This window comes from Citrobacter sp. CK195, assembly GCF_030333365.1.
GTDB lineage: Bacteria > Pseudomonadota > Gammaproteobacteria > Enterobacterales > Enterobacteriaceae > Citrobacter_B > Citrobacter_B koseri.
Genome location: NZ_JAOWGB010000022.1, coordinates 150,272 through 172,143, shown reverse-complemented (window position 1 = coordinate 172,143; position 21,872 = coordinate 150,272). Strand labels below are relative to the sequence as shown.

General features: G+C 54.3%; 20 protein-coding genes. 11 read left to right on the top strand and 9 right to left on the bottom strand.

Going from position 1 to position 21,872, the window contains the following annotated elements; genetic code table 11:
* Positions 1-7: 7 nt before the first annotated feature.
* Genes OGX93_RS05750 through OGX93_RS05740 form a run of 3 tightly spaced genes read left to right on the top strand, consistent with a single transcriptional unit; the run spans position 8 to position 2,846 of the window.
* Positions 8-994 (top strand): ABC transporter substrate-binding protein, encoded by a 987-nt coding sequence (locus tag OGX93_RS05750; protein ID WP_286449712.1) that lies wholly within the window; start codon positions 8-10, stop codon positions 992-994.
* On the top strand, positions 991-2,073 hold the full coding sequence (locus tag OGX93_RS05745) for a FecCD family ABC transporter permease (RefSeq protein ID WP_052194398.1): 1,083 nt from the start codon (positions 991-993) through the stop codon (positions 2,071-2,073). The genes OGX93_RS05750 and OGX93_RS05745 overlap by 4 nt, the downstream gene beginning before the upstream one ends.
* Positions 2,070-2,846: an ABC transporter ATP-binding protein gene (locus OGX93_RS05740; protein ID WP_200053548.1), complete on the top strand. Its 777-nt coding sequence runs from the start codon at positions 2,070-2,072 to the stop codon at positions 2,844-2,846. The genes OGX93_RS05745 and OGX93_RS05740 overlap by 4 nt, the downstream gene beginning before the upstream one ends.
* A gap of 102 nt (positions 2,847-2,948) precedes the next feature.
* Here the strand turns inward: OGX93_RS05740 and gpmA are convergent, their stop codons facing one another.
* The 7 genes from gpmA to modE form a co-directional block, all read right to left on the bottom strand.
* A complete protein-coding gene (gene gpmA, locus OGX93_RS05735) occupies positions 2,949-3,701 on the bottom strand; it encodes a 2,3-diphosphoglycerate-dependent phosphoglycerate mutase (RefSeq protein WP_012133230.1) in 753 nt (250 codons plus the stop codon).
* A 221-nt stretch (positions 3,702-3,922) separates the two neighbouring features.
* Positions 3,923-4,963, bottom strand: coding sequence for a galactose-1-epimerase (gene galM, locus OGX93_RS05730; RefSeq protein WP_060815868.1), 1,041 nt, complete (start codon positions 4,961-4,963; stop codon positions 3,923-3,925).
* Positions 4,957-6,105: a galactokinase gene (gene galK, locus OGX93_RS05725; protein ID WP_200026749.1), complete on the bottom strand. Its 1,149-nt coding sequence runs from the start codon at positions 6,103-6,105 to the stop codon at positions 4,957-4,959. The genes galM and galK overlap by 7 nt, the downstream gene beginning before the upstream one ends.
* Before the next feature lie 3 nt (positions 6,106-6,108).
* Positions 6,109-7,155: a galactose-1-phosphate uridylyltransferase gene (galT, locus tag OGX93_RS05720; protein WP_049010127.1), complete on the bottom strand. Its 1,047-nt coding sequence runs from the start codon at positions 7,153-7,155 to the stop codon at positions 6,109-6,111.
* Between the two features lie 9 nt (positions 7,156-7,164).
* Positions 7,165-8,181, bottom strand: a complete 1,017-nt coding sequence (gene galE / locus OGX93_RS05715; RefSeq protein ID WP_286449713.1) for a UDP-glucose 4-epimerase GalE — start codon at positions 8,179-8,181, stop codon at positions 7,165-7,167.
* A 218-nt stretch (positions 8,182-8,399) separates the two neighbouring features.
* Positions 8,400-9,872 carry a molybdate ABC transporter ATP-binding protein ModF gene (gene modF / locus OGX93_RS05710; protein WP_286449714.1) on the bottom strand — a complete coding sequence of 491 codons (1,473 nt, stop codon included), beginning with the start codon at positions 9,870-9,872 and terminating at the stop codon, positions 8,400-8,402.
* Between the two features lie 67 nt (positions 9,873-9,939).
* Positions 9,940-10,728 carry a molybdenum-dependent transcriptional regulator gene (gene modE / locus OGX93_RS05705; RefSeq protein WP_012133223.1) on the bottom strand — a complete coding sequence of 263 codons (789 nt, stop codon included), beginning with the start codon at positions 10,726-10,728 and terminating at the stop codon, positions 9,940-9,942.
* 128 nt (positions 10,729-10,856) lie between these two features.
* On the opposite strand from modE, the gene OGX93_RS05700 reads away from it, so the two are divergent.
* From OGX93_RS05700 to modC, 4 genes are all read left to right on the top strand, one after another.
* A complete protein-coding gene (locus OGX93_RS05700; RefSeq protein ID WP_024130518.1) occupies positions 10,857-11,006 on the top strand; it encodes an AcrZ family multidrug efflux pump-associated protein in 150 nt (49 codons plus the stop codon).
* A gap of 240 nt (positions 11,007-11,246) precedes the next feature.
* Positions 11,247-12,020, top strand: coding sequence for a molybdate ABC transporter substrate-binding protein (gene modA / locus OGX93_RS05695; protein WP_012133221.1), 774 nt, complete (start codon positions 11,247-11,249; stop codon positions 12,018-12,020).
* Positions 12,020-12,709 (top strand): molybdate ABC transporter permease subunit, encoded by a 690-nt coding sequence (gene modB, locus OGX93_RS05690; protein WP_012133220.1) that lies wholly within the window; start codon positions 12,020-12,022, stop codon positions 12,707-12,709. The genes modA and modB overlap by 1 nt, the downstream gene beginning before the upstream one ends.
* 2 nt (positions 12,710-12,711) lie before the next feature.
* Positions 12,712-13,770, top strand: coding sequence for a molybdenum ABC transporter ATP-binding protein ModC (modC, locus tag OGX93_RS05685; RefSeq protein ID WP_012133219.1), 1,059 nt, complete (start codon positions 12,712-12,714; stop codon positions 13,768-13,770).
* Here the strand turns inward: modC and OGX93_RS05680 are convergent, their stop codons facing one another.
* Positions 13,771-14,589: a pyridoxal phosphatase gene (locus OGX93_RS05680; protein WP_012133218.1), complete on the bottom strand. Its 819-nt coding sequence runs from the start codon at positions 14,587-14,589 to the stop codon at positions 13,771-13,773.
* A gap of 163 nt (positions 14,590-14,752) precedes the next feature.
* On the opposite strand from OGX93_RS05680, the gene pgl reads away from it, so the two are divergent.
* Positions 14,753-15,748: a 6-phosphogluconolactonase gene (gene pgl, locus OGX93_RS05675; protein WP_115181824.1), complete on the top strand. Its 996-nt coding sequence runs from the start codon at positions 14,753-14,755 to the stop codon at positions 15,746-15,748.
* Between the two features lie 59 nt (positions 15,749-15,807).
* Here pgl and OGX93_RS05670 read toward each other — a convergent pair whose 3' ends face one another.
* A complete protein-coding gene (locus tag OGX93_RS05670) occupies positions 15,808-16,746 on the bottom strand; it encodes a LysR family transcriptional regulator (RefSeq protein WP_286449723.1) in 939 nt (312 codons plus the stop codon).
* Positions 16,747-16,944: 198 nt separating this feature from the next.
* On the opposite strand from OGX93_RS05670, the gene OGX93_RS05665 reads away from it, so the two are divergent.
* From OGX93_RS05665 to OGX93_RS05655, 3 genes are all read left to right on the top strand, one after another.
* Positions 16,945-18,000: a 4-oxalomesaconate tautomerase gene (locus OGX93_RS05665; protein ID WP_286449715.1), complete on the top strand. Its 1,056-nt coding sequence runs from the start codon at positions 16,945-16,947 to the stop codon at positions 17,998-18,000.
* Positions 18,001-18,084: 84 nt separating this feature from the next.
* Positions 18,085-19,518 (top strand): anion permease, encoded by a 1,434-nt coding sequence (locus OGX93_RS05660; RefSeq protein WP_071259654.1) that lies wholly within the window; start codon positions 18,085-18,087, stop codon positions 19,516-19,518.
* An 84-nt stretch (positions 19,519-19,602) separates the two neighbouring features.
* Positions 19,603-21,861, top strand: a complete 2,259-nt coding sequence (locus OGX93_RS05655) for a hydratase (RefSeq protein WP_286487800.1) — start codon at positions 19,603-19,605, stop codon at positions 21,859-21,861.
* Positions 21,862-21,872 lie beyond the last annotated feature (11 nt).

The window sequence follows — 21,872 nt, the reverse complement described above, 5'->3', positions numbered from 1 at the left end:
TGGAGTCATGACGCTAACCCGCATTTTCCCCGCGCTGGCCTGGCTGGTGGCGGGGAGCCTGTTTGCCGCGCAGCCGCACAGCGATGTGCGCATCGCTTCGCCGTGGCCGGCGCAAAACACCATCATCACCATGCTGGGGTATGGCGATAATATTGTTGGCACGTCGATGATTGCAAAGACGATTCCGCTTTTTCGCCAGAGTCTGCCGCGTATTGAGAATGTCGCCGTTGTCAGCGTCAACAGCGGTCACGAACTGGACCCGGAGCAGATCATCTCGCTCGGTACGCAACTGCTGTTTGTGCCAAAATCGATGACGGTGCCGAGGGCGTCGCTGCTCCAGCAGGCGGGGGTGCGCGTACTGGCGTTTGAGGCGAACTCCATGCAGGCGCTGACCGCCCGGGTGCATAAAACAGCGGAGGTGCTGGGGCCGGATGCGCAGGATAAAGCGCAGCGGTATCAGCAGTATTTTGACCGCAATGTGGCGCGGGTAAAGGCGCGCTTAAGCGATCTTCCTGAAGATCAGCGGATTGCCCTCTATCACAGCATGGGCAATCCGCTGACCACTTCCGGCAGGCCGTCGCTTAATCAGGACTGGATGGATCTGGCCGGTGCAAAAAACGTCGCCGAGCGCTGGTTTAGCCACAAGCAAAACCGGACGGGGGAAGTCGCTCTTGAGCAGATCGTCGCGGCAAATCCGGCGGTGATTGTCGCCATGAATAAGCGGGATGCGGATGCCATCCTGACTTCTCCCCAGTGGGCGCAGGTGGACGCCGTGATTCATCATCGCGTGTATGTGAACCCAAAAGGGATGTTCTGGTGGTGTCGGGAGACCAGCGAAGAGGCGTTACAATTCCTCTGGCTGGCAAAAACGCTCTATCCGCAGCGCTTTGCCGATGTGGATATGCGCAAGGAGACCCGCCGCTTTTACCAGGACTTTTTTGGCATTACACTCAGCGACGCGCAGATTAGCGATGTGCTCAATCCGCCGAAATGACTCTACAGGTAAGGAACGTTATGTCGCTATCCGCTAATGCTCCGTCGATCGACGATCGCTACCGTCTTGTGGTACGCAAGCGGTTGATGCTGGCGCTGCTGATTATTGCGGCGATAGTCGCCTCTCTGGTGCTGGACTCTACGCTTGGCCCGTCTGGTCTGTCGCTCGGCGAGCTCTGGCAAACGCTGCTGCACCCGGCAAGCGTTAATGCGGGGACGCGCGTTATCGTCTGGGATATCCGTTTACCCTATGCGCTGATGGCGTTACTGGTGGGAATGGCTTTAGGGCTGGCGGGCGCCGAAATGCAGACGATCCTGAACAACCCGCTGGCGAGTCCGTTCACGCTGGGCGTTTCTTCCGCAGCGGCCTTTGGCGCTGCGCTGGCGATCGTGTTGGGTATCGGCATTCCCGGCGTTCCTGCCGCCTGGTTTATTCCCGCGAATGCCTTTGCTTTTGCGCTGCTGTCCGCCCTGCTGCTGGACGGGATTACTCGCTGGACGCGCGTGGCGACCTCTGGCGTGGTGCTGTTCGGTATCGCGCTGGTGTTTACCTTTAATGCGCTGGTGTCGATGATGCAGTTCGTTGCCGATGAGGACACGCTACAGGGGCTGGTGTTCTGGACGATGGGCAGCCTGGCGCGCGCATCGTGGGAAAAGCTCGGCGTGCTGGCGTTGGTGTTTGCCATTGTGCTGCCGTGGTCGATGCGTAGCGCCTGGCAATTGACGGCGCTACGGTTGGGGGAAGATCGGGCGATGAGTTTTGGCATTGACGTGCGGCGCCTGCGCCTGTCATCGCTGCTGCGCATCAGCCTGCTATCGGCTTTGTCGGTGGCGTTTGTCGGGCCAATCGGTTTTATCGGTCTGGTCGCGCCGCACATTGCGCGAATGCTGTTTGGTGAAGATCACCGGTTCTATCTGCCGGGCAGCGTGTTGACGGGGGGGCTGGTGCTGTCGCTGGCCTCGATCGCGTCGAAGAATATTGTTCCTGGGGTGATCATCCCGGTAGGCATCGTAACGTCGCTGGTGGGTGTGCCATTCTTCCTGAGCATTATTTTGCGCCACCGGGGGAGCATGTCATGAGCGGGTTGATCCTCAAGGGAATAAGCGCCGGTTATCCGAAACATCCGGTTATTCGCGATCTCAGCGTGCCTGAGCTGCCGCGCGGTAAAATTACCGTTCTGCTGGGGCCGAACGGCTGCGGGAAATCAACGTTATTACGCGCGCTGGCCGGGCTGAATAAAGCCCGTGGCGAGGTCATGCTGGACGGTGAGAACCTGATGTCGCTGCCGTTTGCCCGGCGTGCGGAAAAGGTGGTGTTTTTACCTCAGTCGCTGCCGCAGGGCGTACATCTGCATGTGCTGGAGTCAATTATCGTGGCGCAGCGGGCGTCCGGCGGGCGGGATGGCGCGAACAGCCACTCGCAGGTGCTGGCAATCCTGGATCAACTCGGCATTGCGCATCTGGCGCTGCACTATCTTGACCAGCTTTCCGGCGGCCAGCGGCAACTGGTGGGGCTGGCGCAGTCGTTGATTCGCTACCCGGAACTTTTGTTGCTGGACGAGCCGCTTAGCGCGCTGGATCTGAACTATCAGTTTCACGTTATGGATCTGATCGCGCGGGAAACGCGGGCGCGCAATATGGTGACGGTTGTGGTGGTGCATGACATTAATATCGCGCTACGCCACAGCGAACATGTGCTGATGCTGAAGGAGGGCAGGCTGGTGGCCAGCGGCGCGCCGGAAGCGGTTATTACCGCAGAAAGCCTGGCGGAAGTGTATAACGTTCGGGGTCGTGTGGAACGTTGTTCACAGGGCAGGGCGCAGGTGGTGCTCGACGGGGTTATCGGGGTTTAAGTGCATGTATTGCCGGATGGCGGCTTACGCCTTATCCGGCCTACAGGACGCATATTGCCAACCCGTAGGCCCGATAAGCGAAGCGCCATCAGGCAAATCAGATTACTTCGCTTTACCCTGGTTCGCTACGGCCGCCGCTTTTGCCGCGATCTCGTCAGCGTTACCCAGATAGTAATGTTTGATCGGTTTGAAGTTTTCGTCGAACTCGTACACCAGCGGTACACCGGTCGGGATGTTCAGTTCGAGAATCTCTTCTTCGCTCATGTTATCCAGGTATTTCACCAGCGCACGCAGAGAGTTACCGTGAGCGGCGATGATGATGCGCTCACCGCTTTTCATGCGCGGCAGAATGGTTTCGTTCCAGTAAGGGATCACGCGATCGATAGTCAGCGCCAGGCTTTCAGTCAGCGGTAGCTCTTTCTCGGTCAGTTGCGCATAACGCGGATCGTGGCCCGGGTAACGCTCGTCATCTTTGGTCAGCTCCGGCGGGGTTACGGCAAAACCGCGACGCCACTGTTTAACCTGCTCATCACCGTATTTTTCAGCGGTTTCCGCTTTGTTCAGACCCTGTAGTGCGCCGTAGTGACGTTCGTTCAGCTTCCAGGATTTCTCAACCGGCAGCCAGGCCTGATCCAGTTCGTCCAGGACGTTCCACAGCGTGTGGATGGCACGTTTCAGCACGGAGGTATAAGCAAAATCGAAGCTATAGCCTTCCTCTTTCAGCAGTTTACCTGCCGCTTTTGCTTCACCCACGCCTTTCTCGGACAAGTCAACATCGTACCAACCGGTGAAACGGTTTTCGTTGTTCCACTGACTTTCGCCGTGACGTACCAGAACCAGCTTAGTTACAGCCATACTCTCACTCCTCAAGCTTTATTGAATGATAATAATTCTCATTATATTGCCGTGACAGGTCAGCGGCAACGCTTACGCATAACCATAGCGAAAATAGTGACGCAGTGTAAGGTTCTTGTGAACCCGGAGTTGCGATTTTGTCTTTGAATGGTGGGGATTTGAGCAAAGCGACGCGCCACAGGCCCGATAGCTGGCACCATCGGGCCTGTTATGGCTCATCGTCAGGCCGGAATAAACTGATATTCCGTCAGGCTGGCGTACTCGTCGCCGGGATGCAACACGCAGTCAGGTTGCGGCCATTCCGGGTGGTTCGGGCTGTCTGGCAGAAATTCGCTTTCCAGCGCCAGGCCTTGCCAGTCGGCATAAGGTTCAGGCCCGCGCGACGGCGTGCCGCCCAGATAGTTGCCGGAATAGAATTGCAGCGCCGGAGCGGAGGTATAAACCTTCATCTGCAATTTCTCATCCTGCGACCACAGATGCGCGGCTGGCTGGCTGGCATCGCCTTTGGTCTGCAATAAGAAGGCGTGATCGTAACCTTTTACCTTGCGCTGATCGTCATCGGCAAGAAACGCGCTGGCGATGGTTTTTGCGCTGCGGAAGTCGAACGAGGTTCCGGCAACGGATTTCAGCCCGTCGCGTGGAATACCGCTTTCATCAACCGGCAGGTACGTATCAGCCAGAATCTGTAGCTTGTGCTGGCGTACGTCTGACTGCTCGCCGTCCAGGTTAAAGTAGACGTGATTGGTCAGGTTCACCGGGCAGGGCTTATCTACCGTCGCTCGATAGGTAATGGAGATTCGATTATCGTTGGTGAGACGATACTGCGCGGTGGCGCAGAGATGGCCGGGGAAGCCCTGATCGCCATCGTCAGACGTCAGTGCAAACAGCACCTGACGATCGTTCTGGTTGACTATCTGCCAGCGACGTTTGTCAAAGCCGTCCGGCCCGCCGTGCAGTTGGTTTTCACCCTGGCTCGGCAGCAGGCTGACGGTTTCACCCGCCCAGGTGTAACGGCTGTTGGCAATGCGATTGGCGTAGCGGCCAATCGATGCGCCAAGAAAGGCGGCCTGATCCTGATAATATTCCGGGCTGGCGCACCCCAGCAACGCTTCACGGACGCTGCCATCGGTTAGCGGGATACGGGCGGAAAGTAGTGTGGCGCCCCAGTCCATCAGCGTGACCACCATCCCTGCATCGTTGCGCAGGGTGAGCAGGCGGTACGGCTGACCATCGGGCGCCAGTGCGGGCGTTTCGTTTAGCACTGTCCGGCTCCTTGTGAGGGTTTGCATACGTAAAACGTTTCTTTGATTCCGGTTTTCGCTTCATACTGCGTGGCCACGGCCTGCTGTACGGCAGGAACCAGCGCTTCCGGGATCAACGCGACGACGCAGCCGCCGAAGCCGCCGCCGGTCATGCGTACGCCGCCTTTATCGCCGATGGTCGCTTTCACAATTTCGACCAGCGTGTCGATCTGCGGGACGGTGATTTCGAAGTCATCGCGCATTGAGGCGTGAGATTCCGCCATCAATTCACCCATGCGTTTCAGGTCGCCTTTCTCCAGCGCGCTGGCGGCTTCAACGGTACGGGCGTTTTCGGTCAGTACGTGGCGAACACGTTTGGCGACAATCGGGTCCAGCTCGCTGGCCACCGCGTTGAACGCCGCAAGGCTGACATCGCGCAACGCCGGTTGCTGGAAGAAACGCGCGCCCGTTTCACACTGCTCGCGGCGGGTATTGTACTCGCTGCCCACCAGCGTACGTTTAAAGTTACTGTTGATGATCACCACCGCCACGCCTTCCGGCATGGAAACCGCTTTCGTACCCAGCGTGCGGCAGTCAATCAGCAGGGCATGATCTTTTTTACCCAGCGCGGAGATCAGCTGATCCATAATGCCGCAGTTGCAGCCGACGAACTGATTCTCCGCTTCCTGGCCGTTGAGCGCGATTTGCGCGCCATCCAGCGGCAGGTGGTACAACTGCTGGAATACGGTGCCGACCGCGACTTCCAGCGACGCAGAAGAACTGAGTCCCGCGCCCTGCGGCACATTGCCGCTGATAACCAGATTCGCGCCGCCAAATGCGTTATTTCGTTTTTGCAGATGCTTCACCACGCCGCGCACGTAGTTTGACCACTGCTGGCTGTCGTGGGTAACGATCGGCGCATCAAGGGAGAATTCATCAACCTGGTTGTCGTAGTCAGCCGCAATCACGCGCACTTTGCGATCGTCACGCGTGGCGCAGCTAATCACCGTCTGGTAGTCGATAGCGCAAGGCAGCACGAAGCCGTCGTTGTAATCGGTGTGCTCGCCGATCAGATTGACGCGACCAGGCGCCTGAATGGTGTGGGTAGCAGGGTAGCCGAAAATTTCTGCAAACAGAGATTGTGTTTTCTCTTTCAGACTCATTATTTAAACTCCTGATTCGCGAAAATGAATGTCGCTGACCGCGCGCAGACGCTCCGCCGCTTGTTCTGCCGTCAGATCGCGCTGGGTCTCCGCCAGCATTTCATAACCGACCATAAATTTACGGACGGTCGCGGAACGCAGCAGCGGTGGATAAAAGTGCGCGTGCAGCTGCCAGTGCCCGTTCTCTTCACCGTTAAACGGCGCGCCGTGCCAGCCCATGGAGTAGGGGAAGGAGCACTGGAACAGGTTGTCATAACGACTGGTCAGCTTTTTCAGCGCCAGCGCCAGGGAGTCGCGCTGATCGTCGGTCAAATCGGTAATGCGCAGCACATGCGCTTTGGGCAGCAGCAGCGTTTCAAACGGCCAGGCCGCCCAGTAAGGCACGACCGCCAGCCAGTGCTCGGTTTCAACCACCGTACGGCTGCCGTCCGCCAGTTCGCGCTGCGCATAATCCACCAGCATTGGGGAGTGCTGTTCGGCGAAGTAGGCTTTTTGCAAACGATCTTCACGCTCGGCTTCGTTCGGCAGGAAGCTGTTGGCCCAAATCTGGCCGTGCGGATGCGGGTTGGAGCAGCCCATCGCCGCGCCTTTATTCTCAAAAACCTGCACCCAGGGGTAGGTTTTTCCCAGATCGGCAGTCTGTTCTTGCCAGGTTTTGATGATGTCGGTCAGCGCGGGGAGGCTCAGTTCCGGCAGCGTCTTGCTGTGGTCGGGAGAAAAGCAGATCACGCGGCTGGTGCCGCGGGCGCTCTGGCAACGCATCAACGGGTCATGGCTGTCCGGCGCGTCCGGGGTGTCAGACATCAGCGCGGCAAAGTCATTTGTAAAGACATAGGTGCCGGTGTAATCCGGGTTTTTATCTCCGGTTACCCGCGTATTGCCCGCGCACAGGAAGCAGTCCGGGTCATGGGCGGGAAGCGCCTGCTGAGATGGCGTTTCCTGCGCCCCCTGCCAGGGGCGCTTTGCGCGATGCGGTGAAACCAGAATCCACTGTCCGGTTAGCGGGTTAAAACGGCGATGTGGATGATCGACAGGATTAAATTGCGTCATGACATGTCCTTAGTCTGGATATCCCTGCGGATGGCGTGACTGCCAACGCCAGGTGTCCTGTGCCATTTCGTCAAGTGTGCGGGTTACGCGCCAGTCCAGTTCGCGGTCGGCTTTGCTGGCGTCCGCCCAGTAGGCCGGAAGGTCGCCTTCACGGCGTGGGGCAAAATGATAAGCAACGGGTTTACCGCAGGCTTTGCTGAAAGCGTTAACCACATCCAGCACGCTGTTGCCAACACCGGCGCCAAGGTTGTAAATATGCACGCCTTGTTTGCCAGCCAGTTTTTCCATCGCGGTTACGTGGCCGTCGGCAAGATCCATCACATGGATGTAATCGCGCACGCCGGTGCCGTCTTCGGTAGGGTAGTCGTTGCCAAAGACCGCGAGTGATTCGCGACGGCCAACGGCGACCTGGGCGATGTACGGCATCAGGTTGTTAGGAATGCCTTGCGGATCTTCGCCCATATCACCTGACGGATGCGCGCCGACCGGGTTGAAGTAGCGCAGCAGGGCGATGCTCCAGTCCGGCTGCGCTTTTTGCAGGTCGGTCAGGATCTGTTCGACCATCAGTTTACTTTTGCCATATGGGCTCTGCGGCGTGCCGGTCGGGAAGCTTTCGACATAAGGAATTTTGGGCTGATCGCCGTAGACGGTGGCGGAGGAGCTGAAGATGAAGTTTTTGACATTGGCGGCGCGCATGGCGCTGATTAAACACAGCGTACCGTTGACGTTGTTGTCATAGTATTCCAGCGGTTTGGCGACGGATTCGCCCACGGCTTTCAGACCGGCAAAGTGAATGACGGCGTCAATCGCGTGGTCATGCAGAATTTCAGTCATCAGCGCTTCGTTACGAATATCGCCTTCAACGAAAGTTGGGTGCTTACCACTTAATCGCTCAATAACAGGCAGTACGCTGCGCTTACTGTTGCAGAGGTTATCAAGGATGATGACATCGTGACCGTTTTTCAGTAACTGTACACAAGTATGACTTCCAATGTAACCGCTACCACCGGTGACCAGTACTCTCATAATTCGCTCCGTTAAGCCTATGGTATGGAATAACCATAGCATAACAAAGATGCGAAAAGTGTGACATGGAATATATTAGTGGAATCGTTTACACTTCGGTTTTTTCACCCGCCGATGACTGTTATTTAATGATAAATCATATGCTTTAAGAATGATTGCGCCTTTTATCTGAAAAAGCAGTGAAAAAAGGGGCGTGGTCGCACGCCCCCTGTGAACCGCTAACGCAGCGTCGTCTGTTGATAGCGGTAACTCTCGCCTTCCGGTACAAACTCCAGCCGATGGGTAATGCAGCCTGGGGCGTCTTCCGCGTGATGGGAGACAAACAGCAACTGCGTTTCTCCCTCGCTAATCAGTACATCGACAAAGCGGCGAACGAGTTGACGATTCAGCGGGTCCAGGCCTTGTAATGGCTCGTCAAGAATCAGCAGCGTAGGGTGTTTGACCAGCGCACGGGCAATCAGCGCCAGCCGTTGTTGCCCCCAGGACAGGCTGTGGAAAGGCGCATCCGCAGTGCGTTTGTCCATTCCCAGAATATCCAGCCATTGCTGCGCCAGCTTGTGCTGTCTGTCGGAAACCGCCTGGTAGATGCCAATCGAGTCAAAGTAACCGGAGAGAATGACATTACGCACCGTGGTGCTGACGCGGTAATCCAGATGCAGGCTACTGCTGACATAGCCGATATGTTTTTTGATATCCCAGATTGTTTCACCACTCCCGCGACGGCGGCCAAACAGCGTCAGGTCGTTGCTGTATCCCTGCGGATGGTCGCCGGTGATTAAACTTAGCAGGGTGGATTTTCCCGCGCCGTTAGGCCCGACAATCTGCCAGTGCTCACCCGGATTCACCTGCCAGCTCAAATGATTAAGGATAGGGCGGTCGTTATAGGAGACGACGCCATCGTTGAGAATAATGCGCGCCGCGCCGTCCAGCAGGGCGTGACGGGCAGAAGGTTCATCCGGTTCGGGCAACTGTACGCCTTCCAGTCGTTCGCTATGCGCGAGTTGGGCAATCAGCGCCCGCTGGAGCAAATCCGCTTTTTCCCCCGTTTCCGTTAACGTGCAGTCGGCAAGGACTCCCGCATACTGAACGAATTCGGGGATCTCATCAAAGCGGTTTAACACCAGCACCAGCGTGTAGCCCGACTGGTGCAGTGTGGCGAGAAGATTCGCCAGTTGCTGGCGGGAGGCGACATCCAGCCCGTCAAACGGCTCATCGAGGATTAATAAATCCGGTTCTGACATCAGCGCCTGACAAAGCAGCGTTTTGCGCGTTTCGCCCGTAGAAAGGTATTTAAAACGTCTGTCGAGCAGAGAAGAAATGCCAAACTGCTGCGCCAGTTCAGCACAGCGGGCGGGATCGCTCACCTCATCCTGAATGATTTCTGCCGTAGTTCGTCCGGTGTCGTCTTCGCCAGGGCTGAGCAGGTCGGTGTTGTTGCGCTGCCATTCATCGCTGACCAGTTTTTGCAACTGTTCGAATGAGAGGCGGGTGACGCGCGCGAACTGAGACTGGCGCTCGCCTTTCAGTAGCGTCAGTTCTCCCGCCAGCGCGCGGGCCAGCGCCGATTTCCCGCTTCCATTGGTGCCGACAAAAGCCCAGCTATCCCCCGCCTGCAACGTCAGCGCACTTAACTGAAGCGTTTTTGTGTCGCTCAGGCGAAACATACCTTGCGAAATATGCAATGATGACATTTTGTATCCCATTTTTTGCAGCGATGAATGACAGGGATACGTGTTCAAAGAACAGATGTCAATGCACTTAGCACAACGTAGCGATAATCACTCTGTCAGCATTAAAATATGCCGTCACGTTAGCACCTTCTTCCAGCGTGGCGGTCTCTTCAACGGGCAGGGTGGCGCATAACGTCTGGCCGTCAGGTAATGTCATGAGAACTTCGCACTGCTCGGCGCCGCGTTCAATATGGCTGATGGTTCCCTGAAGCTGGTTGTCGGCAGCCCGGGCAATCGCCTCGTCCTGGGTAATGCCAACCCACGGCGCTTTCAGCAGGATCAGGACTTCTTTACCTTCATCAAGGCCAAGACGCTCGCCGCTTTGCGCAGTGATGGCGACCTTCAGTCGCGTTTCGCCGTCGGCCAGCAGCACATCGACATGCTGTTGAACCTGATCGTGATCGCGTGCGGTAATGGTGCCGAACCACTGGTTACGGGCGCTGGTTTGCAAAGAGAAACGGGAAATGGCGGCCAGCAGGCTGTCGAGCGGCAGGGCGTCGTCGTCGCTCAGCACGTCGAACGCTTTTTGTTGAATCTGGGCGAGCAAATCGTAAAGCTGGATCAGGCGCTGACCGTAGCGGGTCAGTATCGCGCCGCCGCCGCCTTTGCCGCCCGTTGCGCGCTCGACGAGCGTCTGCTCGCTGAGTTGGTTCATCTCGTTAATGGCATCCCAGGCGCTTTTGTAGCTGATGCCCGCATCTTTCGCCCCCTGGCTGATGGAGCCGGAAAGCGCGATATGCTTGAGCAGCGAAATGCGGCGGGGGTCCGCAAACAATTTTTGTTGAAGTTTGAGTGTAAGGAGGATTTCGGCCTGCATAACAAGATCCTGGCAAAAGGGTTATTGTGACGGAAAACCGCTTCCGCGCAAAGTCGACCGCACAAAAGGGGAGTGCTTTTCTCATTTATGCAGTTAGAATATCAAAAGAATCCTATCTGGAGTTGACCATGTTAGAGTTATTGAAAAGTCTGGTATTCGCCGTAGTCATGGTTCCGGTGGTCATGGCCATCATTCTGGGGCTGATTTACGGTCTGGGTGAAGTGTTCAACATTTTCTCCGGTATCGGTCAGAAAGACCAGTCCAGACAGAACCATTGATTTTTAAACGCCCGCTCAGTCGGGCGTTTTACTTTCTTCGACTTTCAGGCCGCATTTTTGTTGGCTGTGCCTGTGAGTCTCAGCGCAACCCGAAATCCATTGGGTAGCGCCCCTCAAGATCCTGCTTTTCCTGCCGATATTTTCTTTGCGTAACCTCAATTGGGTATCAATAACTTCTGGGAAAAACCTTATTTTCTCGCTATATTTGCGCCTACATAACGACACTCAAAGGAGTTACAGATGGCACGTACATGGTTACGCCTGTTTGCTGGGGCAACATTATCTCTGACTGTTGCCGGACATGCGCTGGCGGATGAAGGGAAAATCACCGTATTCGCGGCGGCTTCGCTGACCAACGCAATGCAGGATATTGCGGTTGAATACAAAAAAGAGAAGAACGTTGACGTTGTCTCTTCATTTGCCTCTTCTTCTACGCTGGCTCGCCAGATTGAAGCGGGAGCGCCAGCGGATCTGTTTATCTCTGCTGACCAGAAATGGATGGACTACGCGGTAGACAAAAAAGCGATTGATACCGCAACGCGTGAAACGCTGCTTGGCAACAGCCTGGTTGTGGTCGCGCCAAAAGCCAGTGAACAGAAAGACATCACCATCGACAGCAAAACCAACTGGACGACTCTGCTGAATGGCGGTCGTCTGGCGGTGGGCGACCCGGAACACGTTCCGGCTGGCATTTATGCAAAAGAAGCGCTGCAAAAACTGGGCGCATGGGATACCCTGGCGCCGAAACTGGCTCCTGCGGAAGACGTGCGTGGCGCACTGGCGCTGGTGGAGCGTAGCGAAGCGCCGCTGGGCATCGTTTACGGTTCTGATGCCGTTGCCAGCAAAGGCGTGAAAGTGGTTGGCACGTTCCCGGAAGATTCCCATAAGAAAGTGGAATACCCGATCGCGATTGTTGATGGACACAAAAACGCAACGGTCAGCGCGTTCTATGACTACCTGAAAGGACCGCAGGCTTCCGAAATCTTTAAACGTTATGGATTTACGACGAAGTAATGATACTGACTGATCCAGAATGGCAGGCCGTTCTACTGAGCCTGAAAGTTTCTTCCCTGGCCGTGTTGTTTAGTCTGCCGTTTGGGATCTTTTTTGCCTGGTTACTTGTGCGATGCAAGTTTCCAGGCAAAGCGTTGCTTGACAGCGTACTGCATCTGCCGCTGGTTTTACCGCCCGTGGTGGTCGGTTATCTGCTGCTTATCGCGATGGGCCGACGCGGATTTATTGGTCAGTGGCTTTATGACTGGTTCGGCATTACCTTTGCCTTTAGCTGGCGAGGCGCCGTGCTGGCGGCGGCGGTGATGTCTTTCCCGTTAATGGTTCGCGCTATTCGTCTGGCGCTTGAAGGGGTTGACATTAAGCTGGAGCAGGCCGCCAGAACGCTGGGCGCAGGACGCTGGCGTGTTTTCCTCACCATTACGCTACCGCTGACATTGCCTGGCATCATCGTCGGGACCGTGCTGGCGTTTGCCCGTTCGCTCGGCGAGTTCGGCGCTACCATCACTTTCGTGTCTAACATTCCGGGTGAAACCCGCACCATTCCTTCCGCGATGTATACCCTGATCCAGACCCCTGGCGGCGAAAGCGCGGCGGCGAGATTGTGCATTATTTCTATTGTGCTGGCGCTGATCTCATTGTTGATTTCGGAATGGCTGGCGCGTATCAGCCGTGAGCGCGCGGGGAGATAAACATGCTGGAACTCAATTTCTCCCAGACGCTGGGCACCCACTGTCTGACGCTCAACGAAACGCTACCTGCCAATGGGATCACCGCTATTTTTGGCGTTTCCGGCGCCGGGAAAACATCGCTGATCAATGCCATCAGCGGACTGACGCGCCCGCAAAAAGGGCGCATTGTGCTCAATGGTCGCGTGCTTAATGATGTTGAAAATGGCATCTGCCTGACGCCGGAAAAACGGCGCGTCGGTTATGTGTTCCAGGATGCCCGACTGTTTCCGCATTACAAAGTACGTGGCAATCTGCGCTATGGCATGGCGAAAAGCATGGCCGGACAGTTCGACAAGCTGGTGGATCTGCTCGGTATCGAACCTTTGCTGGAGCGTTTGCCTGGCAGCCTTTCCGGCGGGGAAAAACAGCGTGTGGCGATTGGTCGCGCGTTGCTGACCGCGCCGGAGCTACTGTTGCTTGATGAGCCGCTGGCTTCGCTGGATATTCCGCGCAAACGTGAACTGCTGCCGTATCTGCAACGCCTGGCGCGCGAAATTAATATCCCCCTGCTGTACGTCAGCCACTCGCTGGACGAGATTTTACATCTGGCGGACAGAGTCATGGTGCTGGAAAACGGGCAGGTGAAAGCGTTTGGCGCGCTGGAAGAGGTCTGGGGCAGCAGTGTGATGCACCCGTGGCTGCCGAAAGAGCAGCAGAGCAGCATCCTGAAAGTGAGCGTGCTGGAGCATCATCCGCATTATGCAATGACCGCGCTGGCGCTGGGCGATCAGCACCTGTGGGTCAACAAACTGGAAGAGCCGCTGCAAACCGTGCTGCGTATTCGTATTCAGGCCTCGGACGTGTCGCTGGTATTACAACCACCGATGCAAACCAGTATCCGTAATATCCTGCGGGCAAAAGTGGCAAACTGTTATGACGATAACGGGCAGGTGGAAGTCCAGCTTGAAGTCGGCGGGAAAACGCTGTGGGCGAGAATCAGCCCGTGGGCCAGGGATGAGCTGGGCATCAAACCTGGCCTGTGGCTGTACGCGCAAATCAAGAGTGTTTCAATTACCGCCTGATTACAGCAGGTGGGTATAAATAAACTTCGCAATGCTGTCCGTGGTGTTATCGCCGATCACGATATTCGCCCGCGTTTTCACCGCGTCGTCAGCATTGCCCATCGCGACGCCGGTGCCTGCCGCTTCCAGCATACTGATATCATTGTAGTTATCGCCAAACGCCACCACATTCTCCATCGACCAGCCCTGCGCTTCAATCCACTGGGTAAGGCGCTTCCCTTTGCTGTTCCCTTTACGCGCGATATCCACCTGATCGTGCCAGGACCATTCGCACTCCAGACCCAGCTGATGCTCAACCTGCTGCACGAACTGTTGCAGTTTTGGCAGATTTTCATCGGTCAGCGCGAATTTCCAGACGGCGTTGACGTCGCGTGCCGACTGCGCCAGCGACGGCACCTGAGTAAAGGTCGGGCGCTGTTCCGGCGGCAGCGTCTGCGCCCAGTTAGCGGTACGGATCACATGGCCGGTCGGGCGTTCATAAACCATCGCGTCATCAACGTACATCAGACCGTGAATCTGATGCGCATCCAGCAGATCAATCAATTGCAATGCCTGATCGACAGGCAGCGGATCGGCTTCAAGAACATTTTTTGCTTGATAATCATACAAGTAAGTGCCGTTACAGCAAATTGCAGGTGTATCCAGCGCCAGTGCCTGATAAAAAGGATGAATCGCAACGTGATGACGGCCAGTGACGATGATAAGTTGGTAGCCTGCCTCTCTGGCGCGAGAAAGCGCCTCAAGCGAGGAGGGGAGCAATGTTTTTTTCGGCGTCAGTAAGGTGCCGTCTAAATCCAGGGCAATCACACGAGCGGTCATAGGGAGTTCCAGATTAAGGTTGAGAATTTTGCCTGTGGGAATGGTACACCGAGACGGTTGGCCGGACAAAATTCTGAGCGTTAATTCAGCATTCACCGTTAAAAGCGTCTACGTTAAGCTGTATTCCGCAATTGCAGACAGTTGCCATAAGGAAGGAGTAGTCATGAAGCAAACCGTTTATACCGCCAGCCCTGAGAGCCAGCAAATTCACGTCTGGAGCCTGAATCATGACGGCTCGCTGAAGCTGGTGCAGGTGGTTGATGTACCGGGGCAGGTTCAGCCGATGGTGGTCAGCCCTGATAAGCGCTATCTCTATGTTGGCGTCCGTCCTGAGTTCCGCGTGCTGGCTTACCGTATTGCGCCGGATGACGGCGCGCTGACCTTCGCGGCGGAGTCCGCTCTGCCGGGTAGCCCAACCCATATCTCTACCGATCATCAGGGCCGTTTTGTGTTTGTTGGCTCGTACAATGCCGGTAACGTCAGCGTGACCCGTCTGGATGATGGCCTGCCGGCTGGCGTGGTGGATGTCGTTGAAGGGCTGGAAGGGTGCCACTCAGCGAATATCTCGCCGGATAACCGGACGCTGTGGGTGCCTGCGCTGAAGCAGGATCGCATTTGCCTGTTTACGCTCAGCGACGACGGCAAACTGGTCGCCCAGGAACCGGCGGAAGTCACCACCGTTGAGGGGGCCGGGCCGCGCCATATGGCGTTCCACCCGAACCAGCAATATGCCTACTGTGTGAATGAACTGAACAGCTCTGTTGATGTCTGGGAGCTGAAAGATCCGCACGGCAATATTGAATGCGTGCAGACGCTGGATATGATGCCTGCCGATTTTTCTGACACGCGTTGGGCGGCGGATATCCATATTACGCCGGATGGCCGTCATCTGTATGCCTGCGACCGTACCGCCAGCCTGATTACCGTTTTTAGCGTTTCTGAAGACGGCAGCGTACTGACGAAAGAGGGCTTCCAGCCGACTGAAACGCAGCCGCGCGGCTTTAACGTCGATCATAGCGGTAATTACCTGATTGCCGCCGGGCAGAAGTCACACCATATTGCGGTGTATGCCATTGCCGGTGAGCAGGGGCTGCTGACGGAGAAAGGCCGTTATGCGGTAGGCCAGGGGCCAATGTGGGTCGTGGTTAACGCGTATTAATATTCCGTGACGTTGTGCCCGGTGGCGCTCGCTTACCGGGCCGTCGGCCGGATACGGCGTTATTGTTGCCGCTGTGGTTCAGCAAAGGGCGTCCACAGCGTGTCTTTATCATCGGCCCAGACATTCAAAAGCAGAGAGAAAAAACGCTCTGCCGGAGGAGAGAGAACGGCGTCTTTGCGCCGGATAATCCCTAACGTGCGTCTGATAACGGGTTCGATCAACGGGATTCCGATAAGCGTGGGATGCACTGTCTGAGGCATTGCCAGCCCCGGTAGCGCAGAAATACCCAGCCCGGCCTCAACCAGGCCAAGCGAGGTCGATAAATGACGAACCTCGTAAAACCAGTCCAGCTTCCAGGGTTTATCCGCCAGATTGTGCTCAATAAGCAGCCTGTTACCGCTGGATGACCGCACGCCAATCAATTTGTAGCCCACCAACACCTGCCATTCGACCAGTTGCTTACTGGCTAAGGGATGGTTTCGTCGACAGGCCAGAACAAACGGTTCATTCACCAGCGGGGTGAAGTCAATAGCAGAATTTGTGATGCTGTTCATATTTATGCCGAAATCAGCTTCGTTACCCAACACCGATTCCATGCAGTTGTTCGTACCTTTTTCAAGAATTCGTATTTTGATATTGGGGTACAACTCATTAAATTTTCCGATAGCAAGGGGTAGAAAATAGAAAACAGCGGTCGGAATACAGGACAATGTGATCGTGCCGTGGTGATAAGCATTCATTTCGCGAACATTAAAAAGAGCTTCATCCAGTTTTCTTATTAATTCTCTGGCTTCCGGTAACAGCATCCTCCCCGCTTTTGTTAATTCTACTTTACGTGTTGTTCTTTCAAAAAGCAGGGTATGTAAATCATCTTCCATCTTTTTTATTCTGCGAGTTAATGCAGGTTGCGTAATGTTAAGTAATTTAGCGGCTTTGTTAAATGATCCTGCTTCTGCCAGTGTGACAAATGCCTTCATACTTGATAATTCGTGTTTCATCATAACTCCAGAAAATAGAATCCAGGGATTCCCTGATTTGCTGCCCCAGGAGAGAAAAACGTAGTTTATATGTAAATTATCCGTCTTGATTAATGCAAATAAATTATCAATCATAAATTTAAAGTCATTAGCCTCTCTATTCTGCGCGTGCAACCATGTCCTCATTAACGCTAATGTTTTTTAATTGAGGGCAATGTTATGAAAAAAATTCCCTGCACGTTGATGCGAGGGGGAACATCCAGAGGGGCGTTTTTATTAGCAGAACACCTTCCTGAGGAGAGACAGCGGCGCGATGCCATATTGATGGCAATTATGGGATCGGGGAATGAGCTGGAAATAGATGGCATTGGCGGCGGTAATCCGTTGACCAGTAAAGTGGCCATTATCCGTCGTTCGGATGACTCAAAAGCAGATATCGACTATTTATTTGCTCAGGTTCTGGTACATGAACACCGCGTTGATACCACGCCGAACTGTGGAAATATGCTTTCCGCGGTAGGCGCATTTGCGATTGAACATGGCTTAATTGAGACTACGCCGCCCGTCACGCGCGTGCGTATACGTAATGTAAATACAAATACGTATATCGAAGCGGACGTGCAGACGCCGGACGGCGCCGTTGAGTACGAAGGCCAGGCAAAAATCGATGGCGTACCGGGAACGGCTGCGCCCGTGGCACTCACGTTTTTGAACGCTGCGGGCGCCAAAACCGGGCAAATTTTTCCGACCGGTCATCGTGTCGATCATTTTAATTCCGTTGCCGTCACCTGTATTGATATGGCGATGCCGGTGGTCATTATCGCTGCCGAAGATGTCGGTAAAACGGGTTATGAATCCCCTGCGGAACTTGATGCCGATACTGAATTATTGCGCCGCATTGAATCCATCCGTTTGCAGGCGGGTAAAGCGATGGGGTTAGGCGACGTCAGCAATATGGTTATTCCTAAACCGGTGCTTATTTCCCCGGCCAGACGGGGCGGGACGATCAATATGCGCTATTTTATGCCGCACTCCTGCCATAAGGCGCTGGCGATTACTGGTGCCATCGCGCTTGCCAGTAGCTGTGCGACAGAAGGGACGGTCGCCCACCGGATGACGCAATTGACGGACTATGGCGATATAAATATCGAACACCCGGGCGGGTGCCTTGATATTCATTTAACAAATGAAGGTAATGAGCCTTCTTCAATACGTGCTTCTGTTATTCGCACAGCAAGAAAGATTTTTGCAGGTGAAGTTTATATTCCTGAATGATGTTGATCTCATTTCGCTGTGATTAAGGAAAATCAAACAATGCCTTTTCTGTATAACGAATACAGATAAATCAGGGTGCAAAAAATGAATAAAAAATCCATATGGAAGCTAATTATTATATTAGCGATCCCGTGTATTATTGGCTTAATTCCCGCGCCAGCCGGTCTGAGTGAACTCGCCTGGGTTCTCTTTGGCATCTATCTTGCGGCAATCGTGGGGCTGGTGATAAAACCGTTTCCCGAACCCGTTGTATTATTGATTGCCGTCGCGGCATCGATGGTCGTGGTCGGAAATTTAAGTGAAGGGGCGTTTAAAACGACCAGCGTGCTCAGCGGTTATGCCTCTGGAACGACGTGGCTGGTATTTTCTGCGTTTACGTTAAGCGCCGCGTTTGTCACTACTGGCCTGGGCAAACGCATTGCATATATTCTGATTGGTAAGATTGGGAATACCACGCTGGGGCTGGGCTACGTTACGGTTTTTCTCGATCTGGTTCTCTCTCCGGCAACGCCGTCAAACACGGCGCGCGCAGGCGGCATTGTTTTACCTATCATCAACAGTGTGGCCGTCGCGCTGGGTTCAGAGCCTGAAAAAAGCCCCCGTCGTGTCGGTCATTACTTAATGATGTCCGTGTATATGGTCACGAAAACGACCAGTTATATGTTTTTTACCGCAATGGCAGGGAACATACTGGCGCTGAAAATGATCAACGATATTTGCCATCTGCAATTAAGCTGGGGGGGATGGGCGCTGGCAGCAATGGTGCCGGGTATCATTATGTTACTGGTGACGCCGCTGGTGATTTATACCATGTACCCACCAGAAATTAAAAAGGTTGATAATAAGACGATCGCGAAAGCCGGGCTTCAGGATCTCGGGCCAATGAAAGGCCGTGAGAAATTACTGCTGGGTATTTTTGTCCTCGCGCTGTCAGGCTGGATTTTCAGTAAACAACTTGGCGTGGATGAATCAACCGTTGCGATTGTGGTGATGGGCGCGATGTTGTTACTGGGCGTGGTGAGCTGGGATGATGTCGTTAAAAATAAGGGCGGCTGGAATACATTAATCTGGTACGGCGGTATCATTGGCTTAAGCTCTTTATTATCGAAAGTGAAGTTTTTTGACTGGCTGGCTGAACTGTTTAAAAACAATCTCTCTTTTGATAATCATGGTAACGTGGCGTTCTTCGTCATTTTGTTCCTGAGTATTATTGTCCGTTATTTCTTTGCCTCCGGTAGCGCTTATATTGTGGCGATGATGCCGGTATTTGCCATGCTGGCGAATGTCTCTGGCGCGCCATTAATGCTAACCGCGCTGGCCTTATTATTCTCCAACTCTTATGGCGGAATGGTCACGCACTATGGCGGTGCCGCTGGCCCGGTTATTTTCGGGGTCGGTTATAACGATATTAAGTCCTGGTGGCTCGTCGGCGCGGTTCTGACCATCTTAACGTTCCTGGTACATATCACGGTTGGTATCTGGTGGTGGAACATGTTGATTGACTGGAACATGCTGTAATCAACCGTCAGCGTTCATTTTTATTATTAATGACATGGTCTGTTGTCCGTGCATGGAAACATGCACGGCAATGTGGAGTAATGAATGATTAAGTTATATGACAAAGGGATTTATCTCTCCGGTAACAATGAGATAATTGCAGAAGAACAGTATTGCGGTAATGTACAAAAAGAGGAAGCCAAAAAAGGCACCATAGCATGGTCCATTCTTGAGTCTCATAATACGTCAGGAAATATGGATAAACTTAAAATCAAGTTTGATTCGTTAACCTCCCACGATATTACCTATGTAGGCATAATTCAGACCGCGAAAGCGTCCGGGATGGCGCGTTTTCCATTACCTTATGTTCTCACAAACTGTCATAACTCATTATGCGCCGTTGGTGGAACCATTAATGGCGATGATCATCTTTTTGGACTTTCCGCCGCGCAGCGCTATGGCGGTATTTATGTGCCGCCCCATATTGCGGTCATCCACCAATATATGCGCGAGATGATGGCGGGCGGTGGAAAAATGATTTTAGGCTCAGACAGCCACACGCGCTATGGCGCGCTGGGGACGATGGCCGTAGGGGAGGGCGGAGGTGAACTCGTCAAACAACTGTTGAATGATAGCTGGGATATCGATTATCCAGGCGTCGTGGCGGTATATCTGACGGGAAAACCGGCGCCAGGCGTTGGCCCGCAGGATGTGGCGTTAGCCATCATTGGCGCCGTATTTAAAAATGGCTATGTCAAAAATAAGGTCATGGAATTTGTGGGGCCGGGCATTAGCACAATGTCCACGGATTTCCGTAACAGTGTTGATGTCATGACCACGGAGACGACCTGCCTGAGTTCGGTGTGGCAAACGGATGATGAAACCCGTAGCTGGCTGGCGTTACATGGCCGTGAACCGGACTATCGACAGCTGAATCCGCAGCCAATGGCCTGGTACGATGGCTGTATTTATGTTGATTTGAGCACAATTAAACCGATGATCGCGCTACCTTTCCATCCGAGCAATGTGTATGAAATCGACACATTAAATGAGAATTTGACGGATATTCTGCACCAGGTAGAAATTGAGTCTGCGCGCATTGCCCGTGGGAAAGCCAAAATCTCACTGCTGGATAAAGTTGAGAAGGGGAGATTAAAGGTGCAGCAGGGAATTATTGCCGGATGCTCAGGCGGTAACTATGAGAACGTCATTGCGGCGGCGAATGCGTTGCGTGGAAAATCGTGTGGTAACGAGACGTTCTCACTCGCGGTTTACCCCTCTTCACAGCCTGTATTTATAGATCTGGCGAAAAAAGGCGTGGTGGCCGATTTAACTGGCGCGGGCGCAATCATCAGAACCGCTTTCTGCGGCCCATGCTTTGGCGCTGGCGATACGCCCGTTAACAACGGGCTGAGCATTCGCCACACCACCCGTAACTTCCCGAACCGTGAGGGTTCGAAACCGGGTAATGGTCAAATGTCCGCGGTTGCGCTGATGGATGCGCGTTCTATTGCGGCGACGGCAATAAATGGGGGCTATTTGACCTCCGCCGCTGAACTGGACTGCTGGGAAAACGTTCCTGACTATGCGTTTGATCCCACTCCGTACAAAAACCGTGTCTATCAGGGTTTTGTTAAAGGGGCGACGCAGCAATCGCTCATCTATGGCCCGAATATCAAAGACTGGCCGGCGCTGGGGGCGCTGACGGAAAATGTTCTGCTCAAGGTGGCGTCAAAAATTCTTGATGAAGTCACAACGACGGATGAGCTGATCCCGTCCGGGGAGACCTCGTCTTTTCGCTCAAACCCGGTTGGTCTGGCGGAGTTCACCCTGTCACGCCGCGATCCAGACTATGTTGGCCGAAGCAAAGCAACCGCGACGCTGGAAAAACAGCGTCTGGCAGGCGAGGTGAGCGAGCTGGAGCCGGTCTTTGCCCGTATTCGCACAATTGCGGGCCAGGAAAACACCGATCCGTTAGCCACCGGGATTGGCAGCATGATTTATGCCGTTAAGCCGGGAGACGGTTCCGCGCGTGAACAGGCGGCAAGCTGTCAGCGCGTGATTGGCGGTCTGGCGAATATAGCTCAGGAGTATGCGACGAAACGCTACCGTTCGAATGTGATCAACTGGGGAATGTTGCCGCTGCAAATGGCGGGTGAGCCTGGGTTTGACGTCGGGGATTATATTTACATTCCTGGCGTCCGTACGGCGCTGGATCAATGCGCAACCACCTTAAAAGGCTATGTGATTCATGACGATGAAATCACGGAAATCAGTCTGTATCTGGAAAGCCTGACCGCCGAGGAACGTGAAATTATCAAAGCGGGAAGTCTGATTAATTTCAATAAAAACCGTCAGATGTAAAAAAAGGTCGT

What these genes read in the sequence shown, in the direction of transcription:
- OGX93_RS05750 (WP_286449712.1), top strand. Translation starts at nt 8, where the DNA reads ATGACGCTAACCCGCATTTTCCCCGCGCTGGCCTGGCTGGTGGCGGGG.
- OGX93_RS05745 (WP_052194398.1), top strand. Translation starts at nt 991, where the DNA reads ATGACTCTACAGGTAAGGAACGTTATGTCGCTATCCGCTAATGCTCCG.
- OGX93_RS05740 (WP_200053548.1), top strand. Translation starts at nt 2,070, where the DNA reads ATGAGCGGGTTGATCCTCAAGGGAATAAGCGCCGGTTATCCGAAACAT.
- gpmA (WP_012133230.1), bottom strand. Translation starts at nt 3,701, where the DNA reads ATGGCTGTAACTAAGCTGGTTCTGGTACGTCACGGCGAAAGTCAGTGG.
- galK (WP_200026749.1), bottom strand. Translation starts at nt 6,105, where the DNA reads ATGAGTCTGAAAGAGAAAACACAATCTCTGTTTGCAGAAATTTTCGGC.
- galT (WP_049010127.1), bottom strand. Translation starts at nt 7,155, where the DNA reads ATGACGCAATTTAATCCTGTCGATCATCCACATCGCCGTTTTAACCCG.
- galE (WP_286449713.1), bottom strand. Translation starts at nt 8,181, where the DNA reads ATGAGAGTACTGGTCACCGGTGGTAGCGGTTACATTGGAAGTCATACT.
- modF (WP_286449714.1), bottom strand. Translation starts at nt 9,872, where the DNA reads ATGTCATCATTGCATATTTCGCAAGGTATGTTTCGCCTGAGCGACACA.
- modE (WP_012133223.1), bottom strand. Translation starts at nt 10,728, where the DNA reads ATGCAGGCCGAAATCCTCCTTACACTCAAACTTCAACAAAAATTGTTT.
- OGX93_RS05700 (WP_024130518.1), top strand. Translation starts at nt 10,857, where the DNA reads ATGTTAGAGTTATTGAAAAGTCTGGTATTCGCCGTAGTCATGGTTCCG.
- modA (WP_012133221.1), top strand. Translation starts at nt 11,247, where the DNA reads ATGGCACGTACATGGTTACGCCTGTTTGCTGGGGCAACATTATCTCTG.
- modB (WP_012133220.1), top strand. Translation starts at nt 12,020, where the DNA reads ATGATACTGACTGATCCAGAATGGCAGGCCGTTCTACTGAGCCTGAAA.
- modC (WP_012133219.1), top strand. Translation starts at nt 12,712, where the DNA reads ATGCTGGAACTCAATTTCTCCCAGACGCTGGGCACCCACTGTCTGACG.
- OGX93_RS05680 (WP_012133218.1), bottom strand. Translation starts at nt 14,589, where the DNA reads ATGACCGCTCGTGTGATTGCCCTGGATTTAGACGGCACCTTACTGACG.
- pgl (WP_115181824.1), top strand. Translation starts at nt 14,753, where the DNA reads ATGAAGCAAACCGTTTATACCGCCAGCCCTGAGAGCCAGCAAATTCAC.
- OGX93_RS05670 (WP_286449723.1), bottom strand. Translation starts at nt 16,746, where the DNA reads ATGAAACACGAATTATCAAGTATGAAGGCATTTGTCACACTGGCAGAA.
- OGX93_RS05665 (WP_286449715.1), top strand. Translation starts at nt 16,945, where the DNA reads ATGAAAAAAATTCCCTGCACGTTGATGCGAGGGGGAACATCCAGAGGG.
- OGX93_RS05660 (WP_071259654.1), top strand. Translation starts at nt 18,085, where the DNA reads ATGAATAAAAAATCCATATGGAAGCTAATTATTATATTAGCGATCCCG.
- OGX93_RS05655 (WP_286487800.1), top strand. Translation starts at nt 19,603, where the DNA reads ATGATTAAGTTATATGACAAAGGGATTTATCTCTCCGGTAACAATGAG.